Below are 14,695 nucleotides of genomic sequence, written 5' to 3'. Positions count from 1 at the left end.
CTTGAAGATCGTTGATCGGCATATGCTTGGGAAGGAAGCGAATAGCGATGTCATTTATCGTAAAAGACGATAGAGTGCTGATATGGATATGCTTTCCGCCATGCGCATTTTTACTCGTGTCGTCGAACGCGGCAGCCTCTCGGCTGCTGCGCGTGACCTCGGTCTCGGCCAGCCCACCGTCAGCGAACGCGTCGAAAAGCTGGAGAAGCACTTGAACGCGCGGCTCCTCTACCGCACGACGCGCTCGGTGCAGGCAACCGATGCCGGGGCGCGCTTCTATGAGTATGCCAAGCGCGCCATCGAAGCCACCGAGGAGGCGGAAGCGTCCGTCGCGTCGGCGGAGACATCGCTGACCGGAACGTTTCGGATCGCGGCGCCGCATGGGCTTGGCGAGATGACTTTGCCGAGGCTGCTGGTCGAATTCCAGAAATTGCATCCGGATCTGGCGATAGACGTGACCTTGAACGATCGCTTCGTCGACCCGATGACCGAAGGCGTGGATCTCTCCATTCGCATCGGTGAAATCGGCAGCRGCAATTTCATCGCCCGCCGGCTGGGGGCGATGCGACGGCTCATGCTGGCCGCTCCCGGCTATATCGAGCGGCATGGGTTGCCGCGGGAACCCGTGGAGTTAGCCGCACATCCGTTCATCAGGGTTGCCGGCTTCGCGGCAGACGAGCGGCTGCATCTGATTGGCCCCGACGGTGAACCTGTGGAAGCGCTCATCCACACCAAGTGGCGCGTCAATCACTGGAGGCCGCTGATGGAGGCGGTGCTGGCCGAGCGAGGAATAGGCGCATTGTTTGCGGCCGTCTGCGGAAGAGAGATCGCGGAAGGGAGGCTGGCTCCCGTGCTGCCGTCCTATGAGTTCAAGCGAGTGGAAGTGCATGCCATCTATCCGCCGGGGCCGCGACCGGCTGCCCGGACGAAAGCGTTCCTGGCGCTGCTCGCCGAACGGACCGATTCGCTGCTTGGCGAGACATTGGCGGCCCCTGGGTCCTAACGCGCGGCGGCAAGCCTTTCGGCGAATTCGATCGCTTCGATCAGGCTGCGCTCATTGGCAATGCCCTTGCCGGCGATATCGAAGGCGGTGCCGTGGTCGACCGAGGTGCGTACGATCGGCAGGCCGAGCGTGATGTTGACGCCCGAGAGATCCATCCATTTGCCCGTTGCCGGATCGATTTCGAAGCCTAGCAGCTTGACCGGGATATGTCCTTGATCGTGATACATCGCGATCACGGCGTCATACTGGCCGGCGCGCAGCTTGACGAAAACGGTGTCGCCGGGAACAGGGCCGACGACATCGAAACCGTCGGATACAGCCTTGGCGATGGTCGGCGCGGAAATATCGATATCCTGCCGGCCGAAGAGGCCGCCTTCGCCGGCATGCGGATTGAGCGCCGCCACCGCAATCTTCGGGCTGGCGATGCCGAGATTTTTGAGCGCCTTGTACGTGAGGTCGATGACGAGCCGCAGCCGTTCGGGCGTCAGGCGCTTCGGCACGTCCTCCAAAGCGACATGGGTGGTCACGTGGCTGACGCGCATATTGCCGTGGGCCAGCATCATCACCGAGCCACGTGCGCCGGTCAGTTCCGCCAGCAGCTCGGTGTGGCCGGCATAATGGAAGCCGGCCTTGTTCAGCGCTTCCTTATTGAGCGGCGCGGTGACGATACCGCCGACCTTGCCCGATAGTGCGAGCTGAACACCCTTCTCGATCGCCTTGAACGCCATGCGGCCACCATCGGCGGAAAGTCGGCCCGGCAGGATCGGTTCACCTTCAGCATCGGCCTGGATGAAGCAGAGGTTCGGCCAGTCGCCCTCCATCTGCGCTTCCGGGATTTCGATATCGAGGGCAAACTGCTTTTCCGCAAAGCGCAGGGCAGGGCCGCTGCCGATTATGGTTAGTTTTAGCTTACCTTCTGCAAGCCTGTCCTTTAGGCGAGCTGCGGCCTTGATGATGATCTCCGGGCCGATACCGGCGGGGTCGCCCATGGTAATCGCCAGGTGCCGCGTCATGGTTCTTCTCCTCCGGCAATCAGCCCATTTTCACTCAAGAGATCGCGCCACAAGGTCGGGCCGCCGAATGCACCTGACTTGGAGATGACCGTGGTGCCCTCCCAGGGGCCGCCGACGATCGTAGAGCGCGGCAGGCCGGGTGCCGCCTGGCCTGTGATACTGAGCGCTGCGACACCGAGCGCCGAACAGAGATTGCGCAGGGTCTCGCCGCCGGCCACGATCAATGTGCCGGGGGCCGCGAGTGCCCTGGCTGTGCCGCCGAAGGTCGCGGCGATGCGCTTGGCTGCATCGTCACGATCGAGCCCTGTCGGCAGGTCGAGGCTGACCATCGCCACGCCGCTTTGCTGGATCTGATAATGGACGGCATCAGGATCGGCGCCTTCCGCAAGCTTTAGCCAGTTGGGGCCGCAGGCCTGGAGTTGCGCCAAAGTGATTGGCTGGTCTGAGCCGAACAGGCCGAGTACCGGTCTCTGCAGCTTGCGCGAAATCGGGACTGATGGCGCCGGGCGTCCATCTGGGACTTTTGCTTCGCGGGGCCAATAATGCGTCGCCAGATCGATATTGCGTGCCAAGGCGCGGGCGAGGCCGCCCGTACCGCTCCAGAGGACCGGTCCCTCCAGCTGCGAAGACACCCATGCGATGACGGCATCCAGATCATCATCTGTGTGAGCATCGAAGACATGGATGCCATCCGGAATGGGCAGGTCTTCAGCACCATCAAGGGTCGTATTGAAGGCCGGCAATCCCTCGGCTCGCAAATGGGTGACGAGATCGCCACTGACGTCGCGCCAGGCGTCTTTGCCGGCAAACAGCACCTGCCGCCCGCCTCGTGTATGCCGCCCGTGATGCGGAAAGGCCGGCGCCAGGATGCAGTGCCCCCAGTGGCCGAGCCGGAAGCAAGCTGCAAGTTCGGCGACCCAGGGACCACGAAACAGGCTATCCACTTTCTTGAAGGCAAGATCTGCGCCTTCCAGCAGCGGCGCGATGCCGCCGACGATCGTCTCCGCTTCGGCGGCCGATTTCTCGCGGGTGCCGCTATCGATCGCCAGACAATCCGGCAGGTTTGCGGGAAGCGCGTCTTCCCGCAACACCTCGATTGGCCCGTAGACGCCGACGAATTCGACTGCAGTATCGAGTGCGCCCGTGAGATCGTCGGCGATGAGGCGGAGGGTGGGCATGGACTTCTAGTGCCTTCAGCGGGCCTTGCGGGTATTGGGTATGGGCATGAAAGCAAGGCCTTATGGCTGCTTGGACGAAGGGCTATGTTCAGCCTTCCATGAAGGTTGTCAACGGGTTGCTTTGTCACCGCTTCATTGACTGGGGCTGCGACATTCGTTGAGTTTACTCCGTGGCGCATATACGAATATGCTTGTATCTGAACGATGCAGCGGGTTGCTCCCGCCGCTTGAAGGAGGGCAGGGGTGAGCTACGATTTCCATGTGGGCCAGAAGGTCGTCTGCATCAACGACACGTTCAAGCATGTCAGCATCGATCAGCTGATCCGCAAGGGAACGATCTACACCATCCGCTGGGTCGGCGAATACACGCATTATGTCGACGGCACGTTCATCGGCGTGAAGCTGGAGGAAATCCATCGCGGTAATGATGACGGCCCGGAGGGCTATGGCGCCGCCGATATGCCCTATCGGGCCAGCCGCTTCCGCCCGCTGGTGAAGGACAAGATCGCATCGCTCAGAAAGCTGCTCGCGCCGACACCGGATGCGCCGGCCGAGCCGAAGGTCAAGACCAAGAAGAAGGAGAAGGTCTGACGGCAGGCGGGTGGCGCTCGAGCCTGCCGCCCTTCTCAACTAGGCTTGCCGCGCCCGCGCAAGTCCGTGCTCGATCAGGCGGCTGACGAGCTCTGGATAGGAAATGCCCGAGGCGCCGATGGCCTTGGGATACATGCTGATATTGGTGAAGCCGGGCATGGTGTTGATCTCGTTGATGACGACGCTGCCATCCGGCGCCAGGAAGAAATCGACGCGTGCCAGCCCTTCGCAGCCGAGCGCGCGAAAGCCATCCGCCGCCATGCGCTTCAGTATTTCTGCCGTCTCGGCCGGAATATCCGCAGGCACGGTGACGACCGCGCCATCCTGATCGAGATATTTCGCCTCGTAGGAATAGAAGCCGTGGGTCGCGGCCGTGGCGATCTCGCCCGGCACGGAGACGAAGAGCGTACCGTTAGGTTCTTCCAGCACGGCGCATTCGATCTCGCGGGCGCGCACGAATTCTTCCACCAGCACCTTGCGGTCATGCCGGAAGGCTTCGGCAAGTGCGCTCTCGAACGCTGCGGCATCCTGCACCTTGCTGACCCCGACCGACGAACCCTGGCGCGTGGGCTTGACGAAGACAGGCGAACCGAGCGCGCTCACGATCTCATCGAAGCTTGGCTTGTCGCCGCGCAGAAGGGTAATGGAGCGCGCCACCGGCAGGCCGGCCTCGCGCAGCAGGCGCTTTGCCATATCCTTGTCGATCGCGTTGGCCGAGCCCAGAATGCCACAGCCGACGAGGGGGAGGCCGACGATCTGGGCAAGGCCCTGAATGGAGCCATCCTCGCCGTTCAGCCCATGCAGCACCGGAAACAGCACGTCGATAGCAGGCAGCTCGCGGGCGCCAGACCCTTCCAGCGCCATCAGCCGGCCCTTGCCGCCCGGAACCAGGCAGACTTCCGTGCCTTCATAGGCAATCGGCTCCGGCAGCGCCCCGCCCTTTTCCTCCACCAGCAGCCAGCGTCCGGCGCGATCGATCAGGATCGGCGCAATCTCATACCTTGCGCCATCGATCGCCTTCACGACATTGCGGGCCGACATGACGGAAACCTCATGCTCGCTGGACTGACCGCCAAACAGAACGGCGACGCGTAGTTTCGACATAGAGGCTTCTCTCCCGGGGCAAGATGGATGTGATGGGAGAAGGGCTTATATGGGGGATTGCAGCGGAATTGGGGAGGATTGCGGAGGAAATAAGGGCGGAAGCCCCTTGGCACGCTGCAAAGTGTCTCTCACATGACAGGCCAGCTTTACGTGGCAAATGGTGGTGCTGGTGACGACTGAATTGAAATCTATCATGGTCTAATCTCAGAGACGGACTACGAGCGTCTACCTTCGGACCCTCATCTGAAATTCGCGGCACTAGCGCAGATATGTCGAGGGAACATGCTCAAAGCAATTTCTCACGAAACACCAGCTGATTTCGACTCCCTGCTCCGTACCTCGTACATGACAATCGTTACAGCCGCTGCCGACGAGTTAGGGGTGGCAGGAGTTCAATACGTTGATCAGTTTGATAGCGTTGAGCAGGATGTTCGAGAATTCACCCGCGTCGTCACTGGGGTAGTTGCAAAATTCAGGCTGAGAAGTTCATCGGGGCGAGTTGGGCGCTCGGTCAGACTGGCTAGCAGAACTAAGGGTATTATTGAGAGCGAACTTTCAAAGCTTCGAGATGTGGTATCAAATAGTCAACTTGAGGATGTCAAAAAGCGCAAGCTTTTGGGGAAGATCGAAGAGTTTCGCACCGAACTCCACAAGGAAAGACTGGGATATGGAGTCGCCTTCTCCGCACTTGTATTCTTGGCTGCAGGTGTAGGGGGAACTACCGCATTCCTTGCGGATGTCCCGAACGCTGTGACCACCATCATGCACTTAATTGGCCAAGACAAAGAAAAGGAAGAAGCTGAGGTTTTACGTCTGGAGGGGCCTCCAAAGCCAAACTTGTTGGCGGACCACACACGGGCACCATCAGGTAAAATGTCGAGGCATATGGATGACGACATACCCTTCTAGTTTGATCGAGAGTTCAGTCGGTCACCGCTAAAAGGCGTCGCTACTGTGACACCGTAGGCTTTACAAGCCAATCTACAGTTTCTCTATTTATCTTAATGCCGGAAGAGCAAGGCTGGTGCTGCTAGAGAGATTTGAACTCTCGGCCTCTCCCTTACCAAGGGAGTGCTCTACCCCTGAGCTATAGCAGCATTCCGTGGCGCTGATAGGTGCGCCGTATTGGGCGAGGCGGCTATTGCCATAGGTCGGGGCGGAGTGCAAGCCGCAAATTGCAAGTTCTTTGAAAGATCGTTGGAAAAAATGTGTCGGTCTTTTGAAGGCTGAGGTTTTCGGCTATGGAAAAGCCATGGGTGCAGACAAGACGAAAATCGATGAAGAGCAGGCTTTGCAGGGTGGTTCGACGCCCGGCGAGGCGGGCGAAGGCGTGAAGCAGATCACCGAGGCGGATCGGCGGCGCGAGCGCGCGGCGCAGAAATTGCGGGAGAATCTGTCGCGGCGCAAACAGCAGGTGCGGGCGCGCCGCGCCGGCCAGGCCGACGAGACGGATGGGCTGCCGGCGGCAAAAGCAGGGGATGATTAGGGCGCTGCCGCAAAATTGGACGAATCGCGTTGATTCATGTCGTCCATCATCAAACGAATTGATGCGTTAATCTATTTCGTCTAAACAGCGCTTTTTCCCTAAGCGCGTGGACATTGGCGCACGGAACTTCAGGAAAGGCGGGCCTCGCCCGTATTGCACATATGGATCGTATCAGGATTGTCGGCGGCAATGAGCTTAACGGTATCATTCCGATCTCCGGCGCCAAGAATGCCGCCCTGCCGCTGATGATCGCCTCGCTTCTGACCAGCGATACCCTGACGCTCGAAAACGTGCCGCATCTGGCCGATGTCGAGCTTCTGATGCGCATCCTCGGCAATCACGGCGTCGACGTTGCCGTCAACGGCCGTCGCGAGCGCCAGGAAGATGGCTATTCCCGCACGATCCACTTCACCTGCCGCACCATCGTCGATACCACAGCGCCTTACGAGCTGGTCGCCAAGATGCGCGCGAGCTTCTGGGTCATCGGTCCGCTGCTCGCCCGCGAGGGCCAGGCGCGCGTTTCGCTGCCCGGCGGCTGCGCCATCGGCACGCGCCCGGTCGATCTCTTCATCGAGGGTCTCGAGGCGCTCGGCGCCACCATGGAAATCGACGGCGGCTATATCAACGCCACCGCGCCGAAGGGTGGCCTCATCGGCGCCCGCTATGTTTTCCCGAAGGTTTCCGTTGGCGCGACGCATGTGCTGATGATGGCCGCCACGCTCGCCCGCGGCACGACCGTGATCGGCAATGCCGCCCGCGAGCCTGAAGTCGTCGATCTCGCCAACTGCCTGATCGCCATGGGCGCCAAGATTTCCGGCGCCGGCACCAGCACGATCACCATCGAAGGCGTCACCTCGCTCTCCGGCGCCCGCCATCGCGTGCTGCCGGATCGTATCGAGACCGGCACCTATGCCATGGCGGTCGCCATGACGGGCGGCGACGTCACGCTCGAAAACACCGACATCGCGCTGCTCGATACGGCGCTCGAAAGCCTGCGCCGGGCCGGCGCCGACGTTTCGCAGACCAACAACGGCATCCGCATCATGCGCAATGGCGGCGGCATCAAGCCCGTCGACGTCGTCACCGATCCTTTCCCCGGCTTCCCGACCGACTTGCAGGCGCAGTTCATGGCGCTGATGACGCGCTCGTCCGGCATTTCGCACATCACCGAGACGATCTTCGAAAACCGCTTCATGCATGTGCAGGAGCTTGCCCGCCTCGGCGCCAAGATCTCTCTGTCAGGTCAGACGGCCCGCATCGAGGGTGTGGAGAAGCTGAAAGGTGCGCCTGTCATGGCGACGGACCTTCGCGCTTCCGTCTCGCTCGTCATCGCCGGCCTTGCCGCCGAAGGCGAGACGCTGGTGTCGCGCATCTATCACCTCGATCGCGGCTTCGAGCGCCTGGAAGACAAGCTGACCCGTTGCGGCGCCATCGTCGAGCGCATCAGCGACTAAGGTCATCCGCTCTGCCAGGCCGGTGCCTTTGATGCCTGGCCAGCCTTTGCCGCGATATGGCGGCGAATGGCCCTGCAAGATGCGTCAATTCCATTTCTTGTCGTGAAGAGAGCGGGCAAGCCCGCTTTCTTCGGTTGCGTCTTTGGCGCTCTCATCTTATGTCCACAGAAGAGAAATGTCGGAGACGGCGTTTGCTGGCGCGATCGGGGATTAAGGAGCGAATGAGCAATCTCAAGCTAATGGCACTCGACAACGAGGATCTGGCCGTCATCTCCGCGCATATGCAGGATAGCGTTTTCAAGGTCGGCGACATGTCTTTCGCGCCGAAGCTCGAGCAATTCTCGCTTGCTGCCAATCGTTTCGATTGGGCGCGCTCGGAAGAGCGCAAGAAGTCCTACGAGCGCCATCGTGCCGCGCTCGTGTTCAAGCGGGTGCAGGCGGTGCGCTCGAACGGCATCGATCGGCGCAAGCGCGACGACGTGCTGTCGCTGCTCGCCATCCGCTTCGAGCAGAAGGGCGAAGGCCCCGACGGCACGATCGAACTGGCGCTTGCCGGCAATGCCACCATTGTGCTCGATGTCGAATGCATCGAGGCCCAGCTTGCCGATATCGGCGGGGCGTGGGAAACGGCGCATAAGCCGCGACATCCGGATGCCGGCGAATAGGTAACGGCGGTTAGTTTTCGCCGCAAAAGGCGGCTGCAGTGAAAGAGGAATATCAGCGTTGGCTATCTGGCTGGATCAGGCGTCGGAAGGATTCGAGCAGCAGTTCGCCGCTTTCCTGACGACGAAGCGGGAAGTATCCGAGGATGTGAACGCCGTTGTGCGCGGCATCATCGACGATGTGCGGACACGCGGCGATGAGGCTCTTGCGCATTATTCCAAGAAATTCGAAGGCATCGATTTCGCAACCACACCCATGCGCGTCAGCGAAGCGGAGATCGATGCGGCGATCGAGGCTGTTCCGGCCGAAGTGCTCGGTGCGCTGAAGGTCGCTGCGACCCGCATCGAATCGCATCATCGCCGCCAGCTGCCGAAGGACGATATTTACGAAGACGATCTCGGCGTCGGCCTCGGCTCGCGCTGGACGGCGATCGAAGCCGTCGGCCTCTATGTTCCGGGCGGCACGGCGAGCTATCCGAGTTCCGTGCTGATGAACGCCGTGCCGGCCAAGGTCGCCGGCGTCGACCGCATCGTCATCGCGGTGCCGACCATGGGCGGCGCCATCAATCCGGCCGTGCTTGCCGCGGCTCGCCTCGCAGGCGTCGAGGAAATCTACCGCATCGGCGGCGCGCAGGCCATCGCGGCTCTTGCCTATGGCACCGAGACGATCGCGCCGGTTGCCAAGATCACCGGCCCCGGCAATGCCTATGTTGCCGCTGCGAAGCGCCATGTCTTCGGCACGGTCGGCATCGATATGATCGCCGGCCCTTCCGAAGTGCTTATCATTGCCGACAAGAACAATGATCCGGACTGGCTTGCCGCTGATCTCCTGGCGCAGGCCGAGCATGATGAAGGTGCGCAGTCGATCCTGATCACCGACGACGCCGAATTCGGAAAGGCGGTGGAGGGCGCTGTCGAGCGCCAGCTCAAGCAATTGAACCGGTCGAAGACGGCGGCAGCCAGCTGGCGGGATTTTGGCGCCATCATTCTGGTTTCCGATCTCAGGCAGACCATTCCGCTCGCAAACCGCATCGCGGCGGAGCATCTGGAACTCGCACTCGATGATCCGGAGCCGCTGCTGGCCGGTATCCGCAATGCCGGCGCGATCTTCGTCGGCCKCCATACGCCTGAAGTGATCGGCGATTATGTCGGCGGTTCCAACCACGTGCTGCCGACGGCGCGCTCCGCGCGCTTCTCCTCCGGCCTTTCCGTGCTGGATTTCGTCAAGCGTACATCTATCCTCCGGCTTGGGCCGGAGCAGCTTCGCGCACTCGGGCCGGCGGCGATCGCGCTTGCCAATTCCGAAGGGCTCGACGCACATGCGCGGTCGGTTGCGATCCGCCTTAATCTCGAGGGGTAAGGTATGGCTAAGGGCGTCTTCCGGCTGAGCGATGTTGTCCTGGACGACACGATCGGCCGTTCGACGCCGGACGTCGAGCACGAACGCGCCGTCGCCATCTTCGACTTGATCGAGGAAAACAGCTTCCAGCCCGTTGGGCACAAGGGCGGCCCGTATTTGCTCAACCTCTCGCTGGTCAACCAGAAGCTCGTCTTCGACATCCGCATCGAGGATGGCAGCATCGTCGCGACACATATTCTGTCGCTGACGCCGTTTCGACGCATCGTGAAGGACTACTTCATGATTTGCGAGAGCTATTACGAGGCGATCCGTTCGGCCACGCCAAGCCGCATCGAGGCCATCGACATGGGCCGGCGCGGCATTCACAATGAAGGCTCCCAAACGCTGATGGACCGGCTGGACGGCAAGATTACCGTCGATTTCGACACGGCCCGCCGGCTCTTCACGCTCGTCTGCGTACTCCATTGGCGCGGGTGACCGGCATGGAGCAGCCGCAGGAGCAGAGGCAGGGGGGCGAGTACAACGGCAAAGCGCCCGGCGCCATCCTCTTCATGTGCGGGCTCAATGCCATCCGCTCGCCGATGGCCGAAGCGATTGCGCGCAGTATGTTGCCGCAGGGCACCTATATCGCCTCGGCGGGGGTGCGTGCCGGCGAGCGTAATGCCTTCGTAGACGTCGTGCTCGATGAGATCGGGCTTTCGCTAGGGCGCCGGCAGCCGCAGACCCTGGAGGAGCTGGAGGACGACTTCTTCGATGTCATCATCACGCTCTCGCCGGAGGCGCATCACGCGGCGCTTGAGCTGACGCGGGCGAATGCCATAGAGGTCATCTATTGGCCGACCATGGACCCCTCTGCGACCGATGGCACGCGTGACCAGGTTCTTGATGCCTATCGCGGTGTTCGGGACCATCTGCTGGGCCTGATTGAAAGCCGACTTGTGGAGCATCGCGGTTCGCTTTAGAGCTGCCGATGAAACAAATGCAGAAACCCTTATCAACGAGGTTCACAAAACCGCGGCGATTGTGTAGTTTCCGCGCAATTTCCGGCGACCCTCGGCTTTCTGCCATGGGCGCCGACCCCAACCGACAGGAAAAGAAGCTTTAATGCCGAAAGAAGAAGTCCTCGAATTTCCCGGTGTTGTCACCGAACTCCTGCCGAACGCGACCTTCCGCGTGAAGCTGGAAAACGAGCATGAGATCATCGCCCACACTGCGGGCCGCATGCGCAAGAACCGCATCCGCGTTCTTGCCGGCGACAAGGTGCTGGTGGAAATGACCCCTTACGACCTGACCAAGGGCCGCATCACCTACCGCTTCAAGTAGTTCGCCGCGCTCTGTTCAAAGAAGTCGAGCATGATGTCGTCCGAAATCCCCTAACACTTTTCGGCATCATGCTCTGGAGCGCGTTTTCATTCCCGCATGACAGGTCGAGGTCTGATGGCGTTGAAACATAAGCTGATACTGGCCTCCGGATCGCCGCGTCGCGTCGAACTGTTGCATCAGTCCGGCATCGAACCCGCGCGCCTCATGCCGATGGATATCGACGAAGCACCTAAGAAGTCTGAGCATCCGCGCTCGCTTGCGCGGCGGCTTTCGGCTGAGAAGGGCGAGGCGGCTTACGCGGCCATCAAGAGCGATGCCGCCTGGCAGGGCAGCTATATCCTGTCGGCCGATACGGTGGTGGCCGTCGGGCGCCGCATTCTGCCGAAGGCGGAATTCGTCGACGAGGCTTCGTCGGCGCTGCATCTGCTCTCCGGTCGCGGTCATGTGGTCTATACCGGCATCTGCCTGATCACGCCGGATCGCAAGCTGCGCCAGAAGGTCGTCGAGACCAAGGTACGCTTCAAGCGGCTTTCGGGCTTCGACATCGAAATGTACCTGGCGTCGGGCCAGTGGCGCGGCAAGGCCGGAGCCTATGGCATTCAGGGGCTTGCAGGCTCGTTCGTGCAGAAACTTGTCGGCTCCTACACCAATGTCGTCGGATTGCCGCTTTATGAAACCATGCTTCTGCTGGCGGGCGAGGGCTTCGATGTTCACGCCGGATGGCAGGAAGGATAGCGACATGGCGAAAATCGAAGAGATCAAGGTGGGCTCGAAGGTCGAGCCGCTGCGCAAGACGCGCCCCTGCACCGAATGCGGCCAGCCTTCGGTGCGCGAACACTATCCATTCTGTTCGGATCGCTGCCGCTCGCTCGATCTTTCGCGCTGGCTGAACGGCTCCTATGCCATCCCCGTCACAGAGGATGAGACGAAGGCCGACAGCTCCGATCAGAGCTGAACGCGGTTTTCCCGCGTTGCCCGAGCTTACGAACCCCTTCATTTTGTTCGCGAATTACCAAAATTCCATTTCCTGTCAAAAAAGAGTCATTTGCTGCTGGACATGGCCGAACAAGATGCTATAACCCCGCTCGCTTCCGGGGCGAACCAACCGCCCAGCGCCTCTCAAGGCTCTTCTTTTGACGCGAAGCCTGGATGCCCAGATAGCTCAGTTGGTAGAGCAGCGGATTGAAAATCCGCGTGTCGCTGGTTCGATTCCGGCTCTGGGCACCATCTTTTCTCCCAAATCGTGCTGACAATGGAACCCGACGCTGGCTTCGACCATTTCTCGTTAAGAGCGGGTTTTCACAGGCAAAGCCCGTGGAAGTTCCATAGTAAGAATATGCATCCTATGATGAGTTCTTTGTCATCACGACAACTTGAAGGTTGCGCTTCATTAATTCGGTGTACGAGTACTTCAAGATGTTGATGGCATTTGCAATCAGGCGTACGAATTATTGTACGAGTCACCTATTGATTCGAAGAGACTGATACCGCACCTTAGATACTAGCGGGATCAAGTGATCTCGTTAAGTCCAGCGTTTATTTGCAATAGCAAGCTAACGGGGCGCCATGTCAAACAACGATGTTCTATTCAACACGTTCGCCCGTACTTTCGAAGCACGGCGCGAAGTCGAGATGTCATTCTCCGAGTACCTGGAGGCGTGCCGGGACGATCCGCTCATGTACGCGAATGCGGCAGAGCGGCTGCTGGCAGCCATGGGAGAACCTCTGCTGATCGATACGGCCAAGGACACGAGACTTGGGCGCATCTTCATGAACCGAACCATCCGGACTTATCCGGCTTTTTCGGGCTTTTTCGGCATGGAGGAGACGATCGAGCGCATCGTCGCCTTCTTCCGCCATGCGGCGCAAGGGCTGGAAGAGCGAAAGCAGATACTCTATCTGCTCGGGCCTGTCGGCGGCGGCAAGTCTTCGCTCGCCGAGCGGCTGAAATCATTGATGGAAGTCCATCCCATTCATGTGCTCAAGGCCGGAAACGAGTTGAGCCCGGTTTTTGAAAGCCCGCTCAGTCTATTCGATCCCGTCACCATGGGGCCGATGATCGAGGAACGCTACGGCATTCCCCGTCGGCGCCTGACGGGGCTCATGAGCCCCTGGTGCCTGAAGCGACTGGAGGAGTTCGAAGGAGACATCTCTCGTTTCCGCGTCGTCCGGATTCAGCCCTCCAGGCTGCGGCAAATTGCCGTCGCCAAGACGGAGCCGGGTGACGAGAACAACCAGGACATCTCCTCGCTGGTCGGCAAGGTGGATATCCGCAAGCTCGAAAGCCTGGCGCAGAACGACCCGGATGCCTACAGCTATTCGGGTGCCTTGAACCGCGCCAACCAGGGCATTCTCGAATTCGTCGAGATGTTCAAGGCGCCGATCAAGATGCTGCATCCGCTGCTGACGGCAACGCAGGAAGGCAACTACATCGGCACCGAGAATATTGGCGCCATTCCCTTCTCCGGCATCATTCTGGCTCACTCCAACGAGTCGGAATGGCAGACCTTCAAGGCCAACAAGAACAATGAGGCCTTCATCGACCGTATCTGCGTTGTCAAGGTACCTTATTGTCTGCGGGTCACCGAAGAGCAGAAGATCTACGAGAAGCTGATCGAGGAATCCGAGCTCAGCGACGCGCCCTGCGCGCCGTCGACCCTGGAGACGCTCGCCCGCTTCACGGTTCTGACGCGACTCTCCAAGCACGAGAATTCGACGGCCTTTTCCAAGCTCCGCGTTTATGACGGCGAAAGCCTGAAGGAGACCGATCCGAGAGCGCGTAGCGTGCAAGAATATCGCGATACGGCCGGCGTCGACGAGGGCATGGACGGGGCTTCCACCCGTTTCGCCTTCAAGGTGCTGGCGGCGACTTTCAACTACGATACGACCGAGATCGGCGCCGATCCGGTGCACCTGATGTATATGCTGGAGCAGTCGATCCGCAGGGAGCAGCTGCCGCTCGAAACCGAGAAGCTCTACATCGAGTTCATCAAGAGCGAGCTGGCGCCGCGCTATGCAGAGTTCATCGGGCACGAGATCCAGAAGGCTTATCTGGAATCCTATTCCGATTACGGCCAGAACCTCTTCGATCGCTACGTCGACTATGCCGACGCCTGGATCGAGGATGTCGATTTCAAGGATCCCGACACTGGCCAGCTCCTGGACCGCGAGCTTTTGAACCAGGAACTGACCAAGATCGAGAAGCCGGCCGGCATCGCCAATCCGAAGGACTTCCGCAACGAGATCGTCAAGTTCTGCCTAAGGGCAAGGGCGAGTCACGGCGGCAAGAACCCCTCTTGGACGAGCTACGAGAAGATCCGCGAAGTTATCGAAAAACGGATGTTCTCTCAGGTGGAGGATCTTTTGCCCGTTATCTCTTTCGGGTCGAAGAAGGACGGCGAGTCCGAAAAGAAACATGGCGAATTCGTCGAGCGAATGGTCGCGCGGGGTTATACCGAGCGGCAGGTTCGGCGGCTTGTGGAATGGTACATGCGTGTAAAACAGGCGGGATGAGCCACCAA

The 14,695-nt window shown here is 60.3% G+C and carries 16 protein-coding genes and 2 tRNA genes; 14 read left to right on the top strand and 4 right to left on the bottom strand.

From position 1 onward, the window contains the following. Positions 1–82 precede the first annotated feature (82 nt). Positions 83–1,003, top strand: a complete 921-nt coding sequence (locus tag QD461_RS25890) for a LysR substrate-binding domain-containing protein (RefSeq protein WP_414090206.1) — start codon at positions 83–85, stop codon at positions 1,001–1,003. On the opposite strand, the gene pdxA is transcribed toward QD461_RS25890, so the two are convergent. Next, positions 1,000–2,016, bottom strand: coding sequence for a 4-hydroxythreonine-4-phosphate dehydrogenase PdxA (gene pdxA, locus QD461_RS25885; protein ID WP_414090205.1), 1,017 nt, complete (start codon positions 2,014–2,016; stop codon positions 1,000–1,002). The genes QD461_RS25890 and pdxA overlap by 4 nt on opposite strands. Then, entirely contained in the window at positions 2,013–3,194 is a 1,182-nt protein-coding gene (locus tag QD461_RS25880) for a four-carbon acid sugar kinase family protein (protein ID WP_414090204.1), read from the bottom strand. Before QD461_RS25880 ends, pdxA begins: the two co-directional genes overlap by 4 nt. 243 nt (positions 3,195–3,437) lie before the next feature. On the opposite strand from QD461_RS25880, the gene QD461_RS25875 reads away from it, so the two are divergent. Continuing rightward, positions 3,438–3,785: a CAP-Gly domain protein gene (locus tag QD461_RS25875; protein ID WP_414090203.1), complete on the top strand. Its 348-nt coding sequence runs from the start codon at positions 3,438–3,440 to the stop codon at positions 3,783–3,785. Positions 3,786–3,824: 39 nt separating this feature from the next. On the opposite strand, the gene QD461_RS25870 is transcribed toward QD461_RS25875, so the two are convergent. After that, positions 3,825–4,889 carry a D-alanine--D-alanine ligase family protein gene (locus tag QD461_RS25870; RefSeq protein ID WP_414090202.1) on the bottom strand — a complete coding sequence of 355 codons (1,065 nt, stop codon included), beginning with the start codon at positions 4,887–4,889 and terminating at the stop codon, positions 3,825–3,827. A gap of 282 nt (positions 4,890–5,171) precedes the next feature. Here QD461_RS25870 and QD461_RS25865 point away from each other — a divergent pair, with 282 nt between their 5' ends. After that, a complete protein-coding gene (locus tag QD461_RS25865) occupies positions 5,172–5,798 on the top strand; it encodes a hypothetical protein (protein ID WP_414090201.1) in 627 nt (208 codons plus the stop codon). Positions 5,799–5,911: 113 nt separating this feature from the next. On the opposite strand, the gene QD461_RS25860 is transcribed toward QD461_RS25865, so the two are convergent. Then, positions 5,912–5,986: transfer RNA gene (locus QD461_RS25860), tRNA-Thr, on the bottom strand. 155 nt (positions 5,987–6,141) lie between these two features. Between QD461_RS25860 and QD461_RS25855 the strand changes: the two genes are divergently transcribed. The 11 genes from QD461_RS25855 (at position 6,142) to QD461_RS25805 (ending at position 14,687) form a co-directional block, all read left to right on the top strand. Continuing rightward, positions 6,142–6,375: a hypothetical protein gene (locus QD461_RS25855; protein ID WP_414090200.1), complete on the top strand. Its 234-nt coding sequence runs from the start codon at positions 6,142–6,144 to the stop codon at positions 6,373–6,375. A 161-nt stretch (positions 6,376–6,536) separates the two neighbouring features. Continuing rightward, positions 6,537–7,829 carry a UDP-N-acetylglucosamine 1-carboxyvinyltransferase gene (gene murA / locus QD461_RS25850; RefSeq protein WP_184702277.1) on the top strand — a complete coding sequence of 431 codons (1,293 nt, stop codon included), beginning with the start codon at positions 6,537–6,539 and terminating at the stop codon, positions 7,827–7,829. A 221-nt stretch (positions 7,830–8,050) separates the two neighbouring features. Beyond that, positions 8,051–8,494 (top strand): DUF2948 family protein, encoded by a 444-nt coding sequence (locus tag QD461_RS25845; protein WP_414090199.1) that lies wholly within the window; start codon positions 8,051–8,053, stop codon positions 8,492–8,494. 58 nt (positions 8,495–8,552) lie between these two features. Next, positions 8,553–9,851, top strand: a complete 1,299-nt coding sequence (hisD, locus tag QD461_RS25840) for a histidinol dehydrogenase (protein WP_414090198.1) — start codon at positions 8,553–8,555, stop codon at positions 9,849–9,851. 3 nt (positions 9,852–9,854) lie between these two features. After that, complete coding sequence (locus QD461_RS25835; RefSeq protein WP_184702284.1) at positions 9,855–10,328, top strand: UPF0262 family protein; 474 nt, start codon at positions 9,855–9,857, stop codon at positions 10,326–10,328. Positions 10,329–10,333: 5 nt separating this feature from the next. Beyond that, entirely contained in the window at positions 10,334–10,813 is a 480-nt protein-coding gene (locus tag QD461_RS25830; protein WP_414090197.1) for a low molecular weight phosphatase family protein, read from the top strand. A 142-nt stretch (positions 10,814–10,955) separates the two neighbouring features. After that, the gene (gene infA / locus QD461_RS25825; protein WP_004117876.1) at positions 10,956–11,174 is read left to right on the top strand and encodes a translation initiation factor IF-1; all 219 of its coding nucleotides are present in this window, start codon (positions 10,956–10,958) and stop codon (positions 11,172–11,174) included. A 114-nt stretch (positions 11,175–11,288) separates the two neighbouring features. Next, the gene (locus tag QD461_RS25820; RefSeq protein ID WP_184702289.1) at positions 11,289–11,909 is read left to right on the top strand and encodes a Maf-like protein; all 621 of its coding nucleotides are present in this window, start codon (positions 11,289–11,291) and stop codon (positions 11,907–11,909) included. A 4-nt stretch (positions 11,910–11,913) separates the two neighbouring features. Next, positions 11,914–12,129: a DNA gyrase inhibitor YacG gene (gene yacG / locus QD461_RS25815; protein WP_414090196.1), complete on the top strand. Its 216-nt coding sequence runs from the start codon at positions 11,914–11,916 to the stop codon at positions 12,127–12,129. 196 nt (positions 12,130–12,325) lie between these two features. Further along, positions 12,326–12,401: transfer RNA gene (locus tag QD461_RS25810), tRNA-Phe, on the top strand. Between the two features lie 339 nt (positions 12,402–12,740). Then, positions 12,741–14,687: a PrkA family serine protein kinase gene (locus tag QD461_RS25805; protein ID WP_184702292.1), complete on the top strand. Its 1,947-nt coding sequence runs from the start codon at positions 12,741–12,743 to the stop codon at positions 14,685–14,687. The last annotated feature ends 8 nt before the right edge of the window (positions 14,688–14,695 follow it).

This window comes from Rhizobium sp. BR 314 (assembly GCF_047445805.1).
GTDB classification, from domain to species: Bacteria; Pseudomonadota; Alphaproteobacteria; order Rhizobiales; family Rhizobiaceae; genus Rhizobium; species Rhizobium lusitanum_B.
The sequence above is the reverse complement of the archived record's forward strand: the minus strand, read 5'-3'. Positions and strand labels throughout refer to the sequence as shown.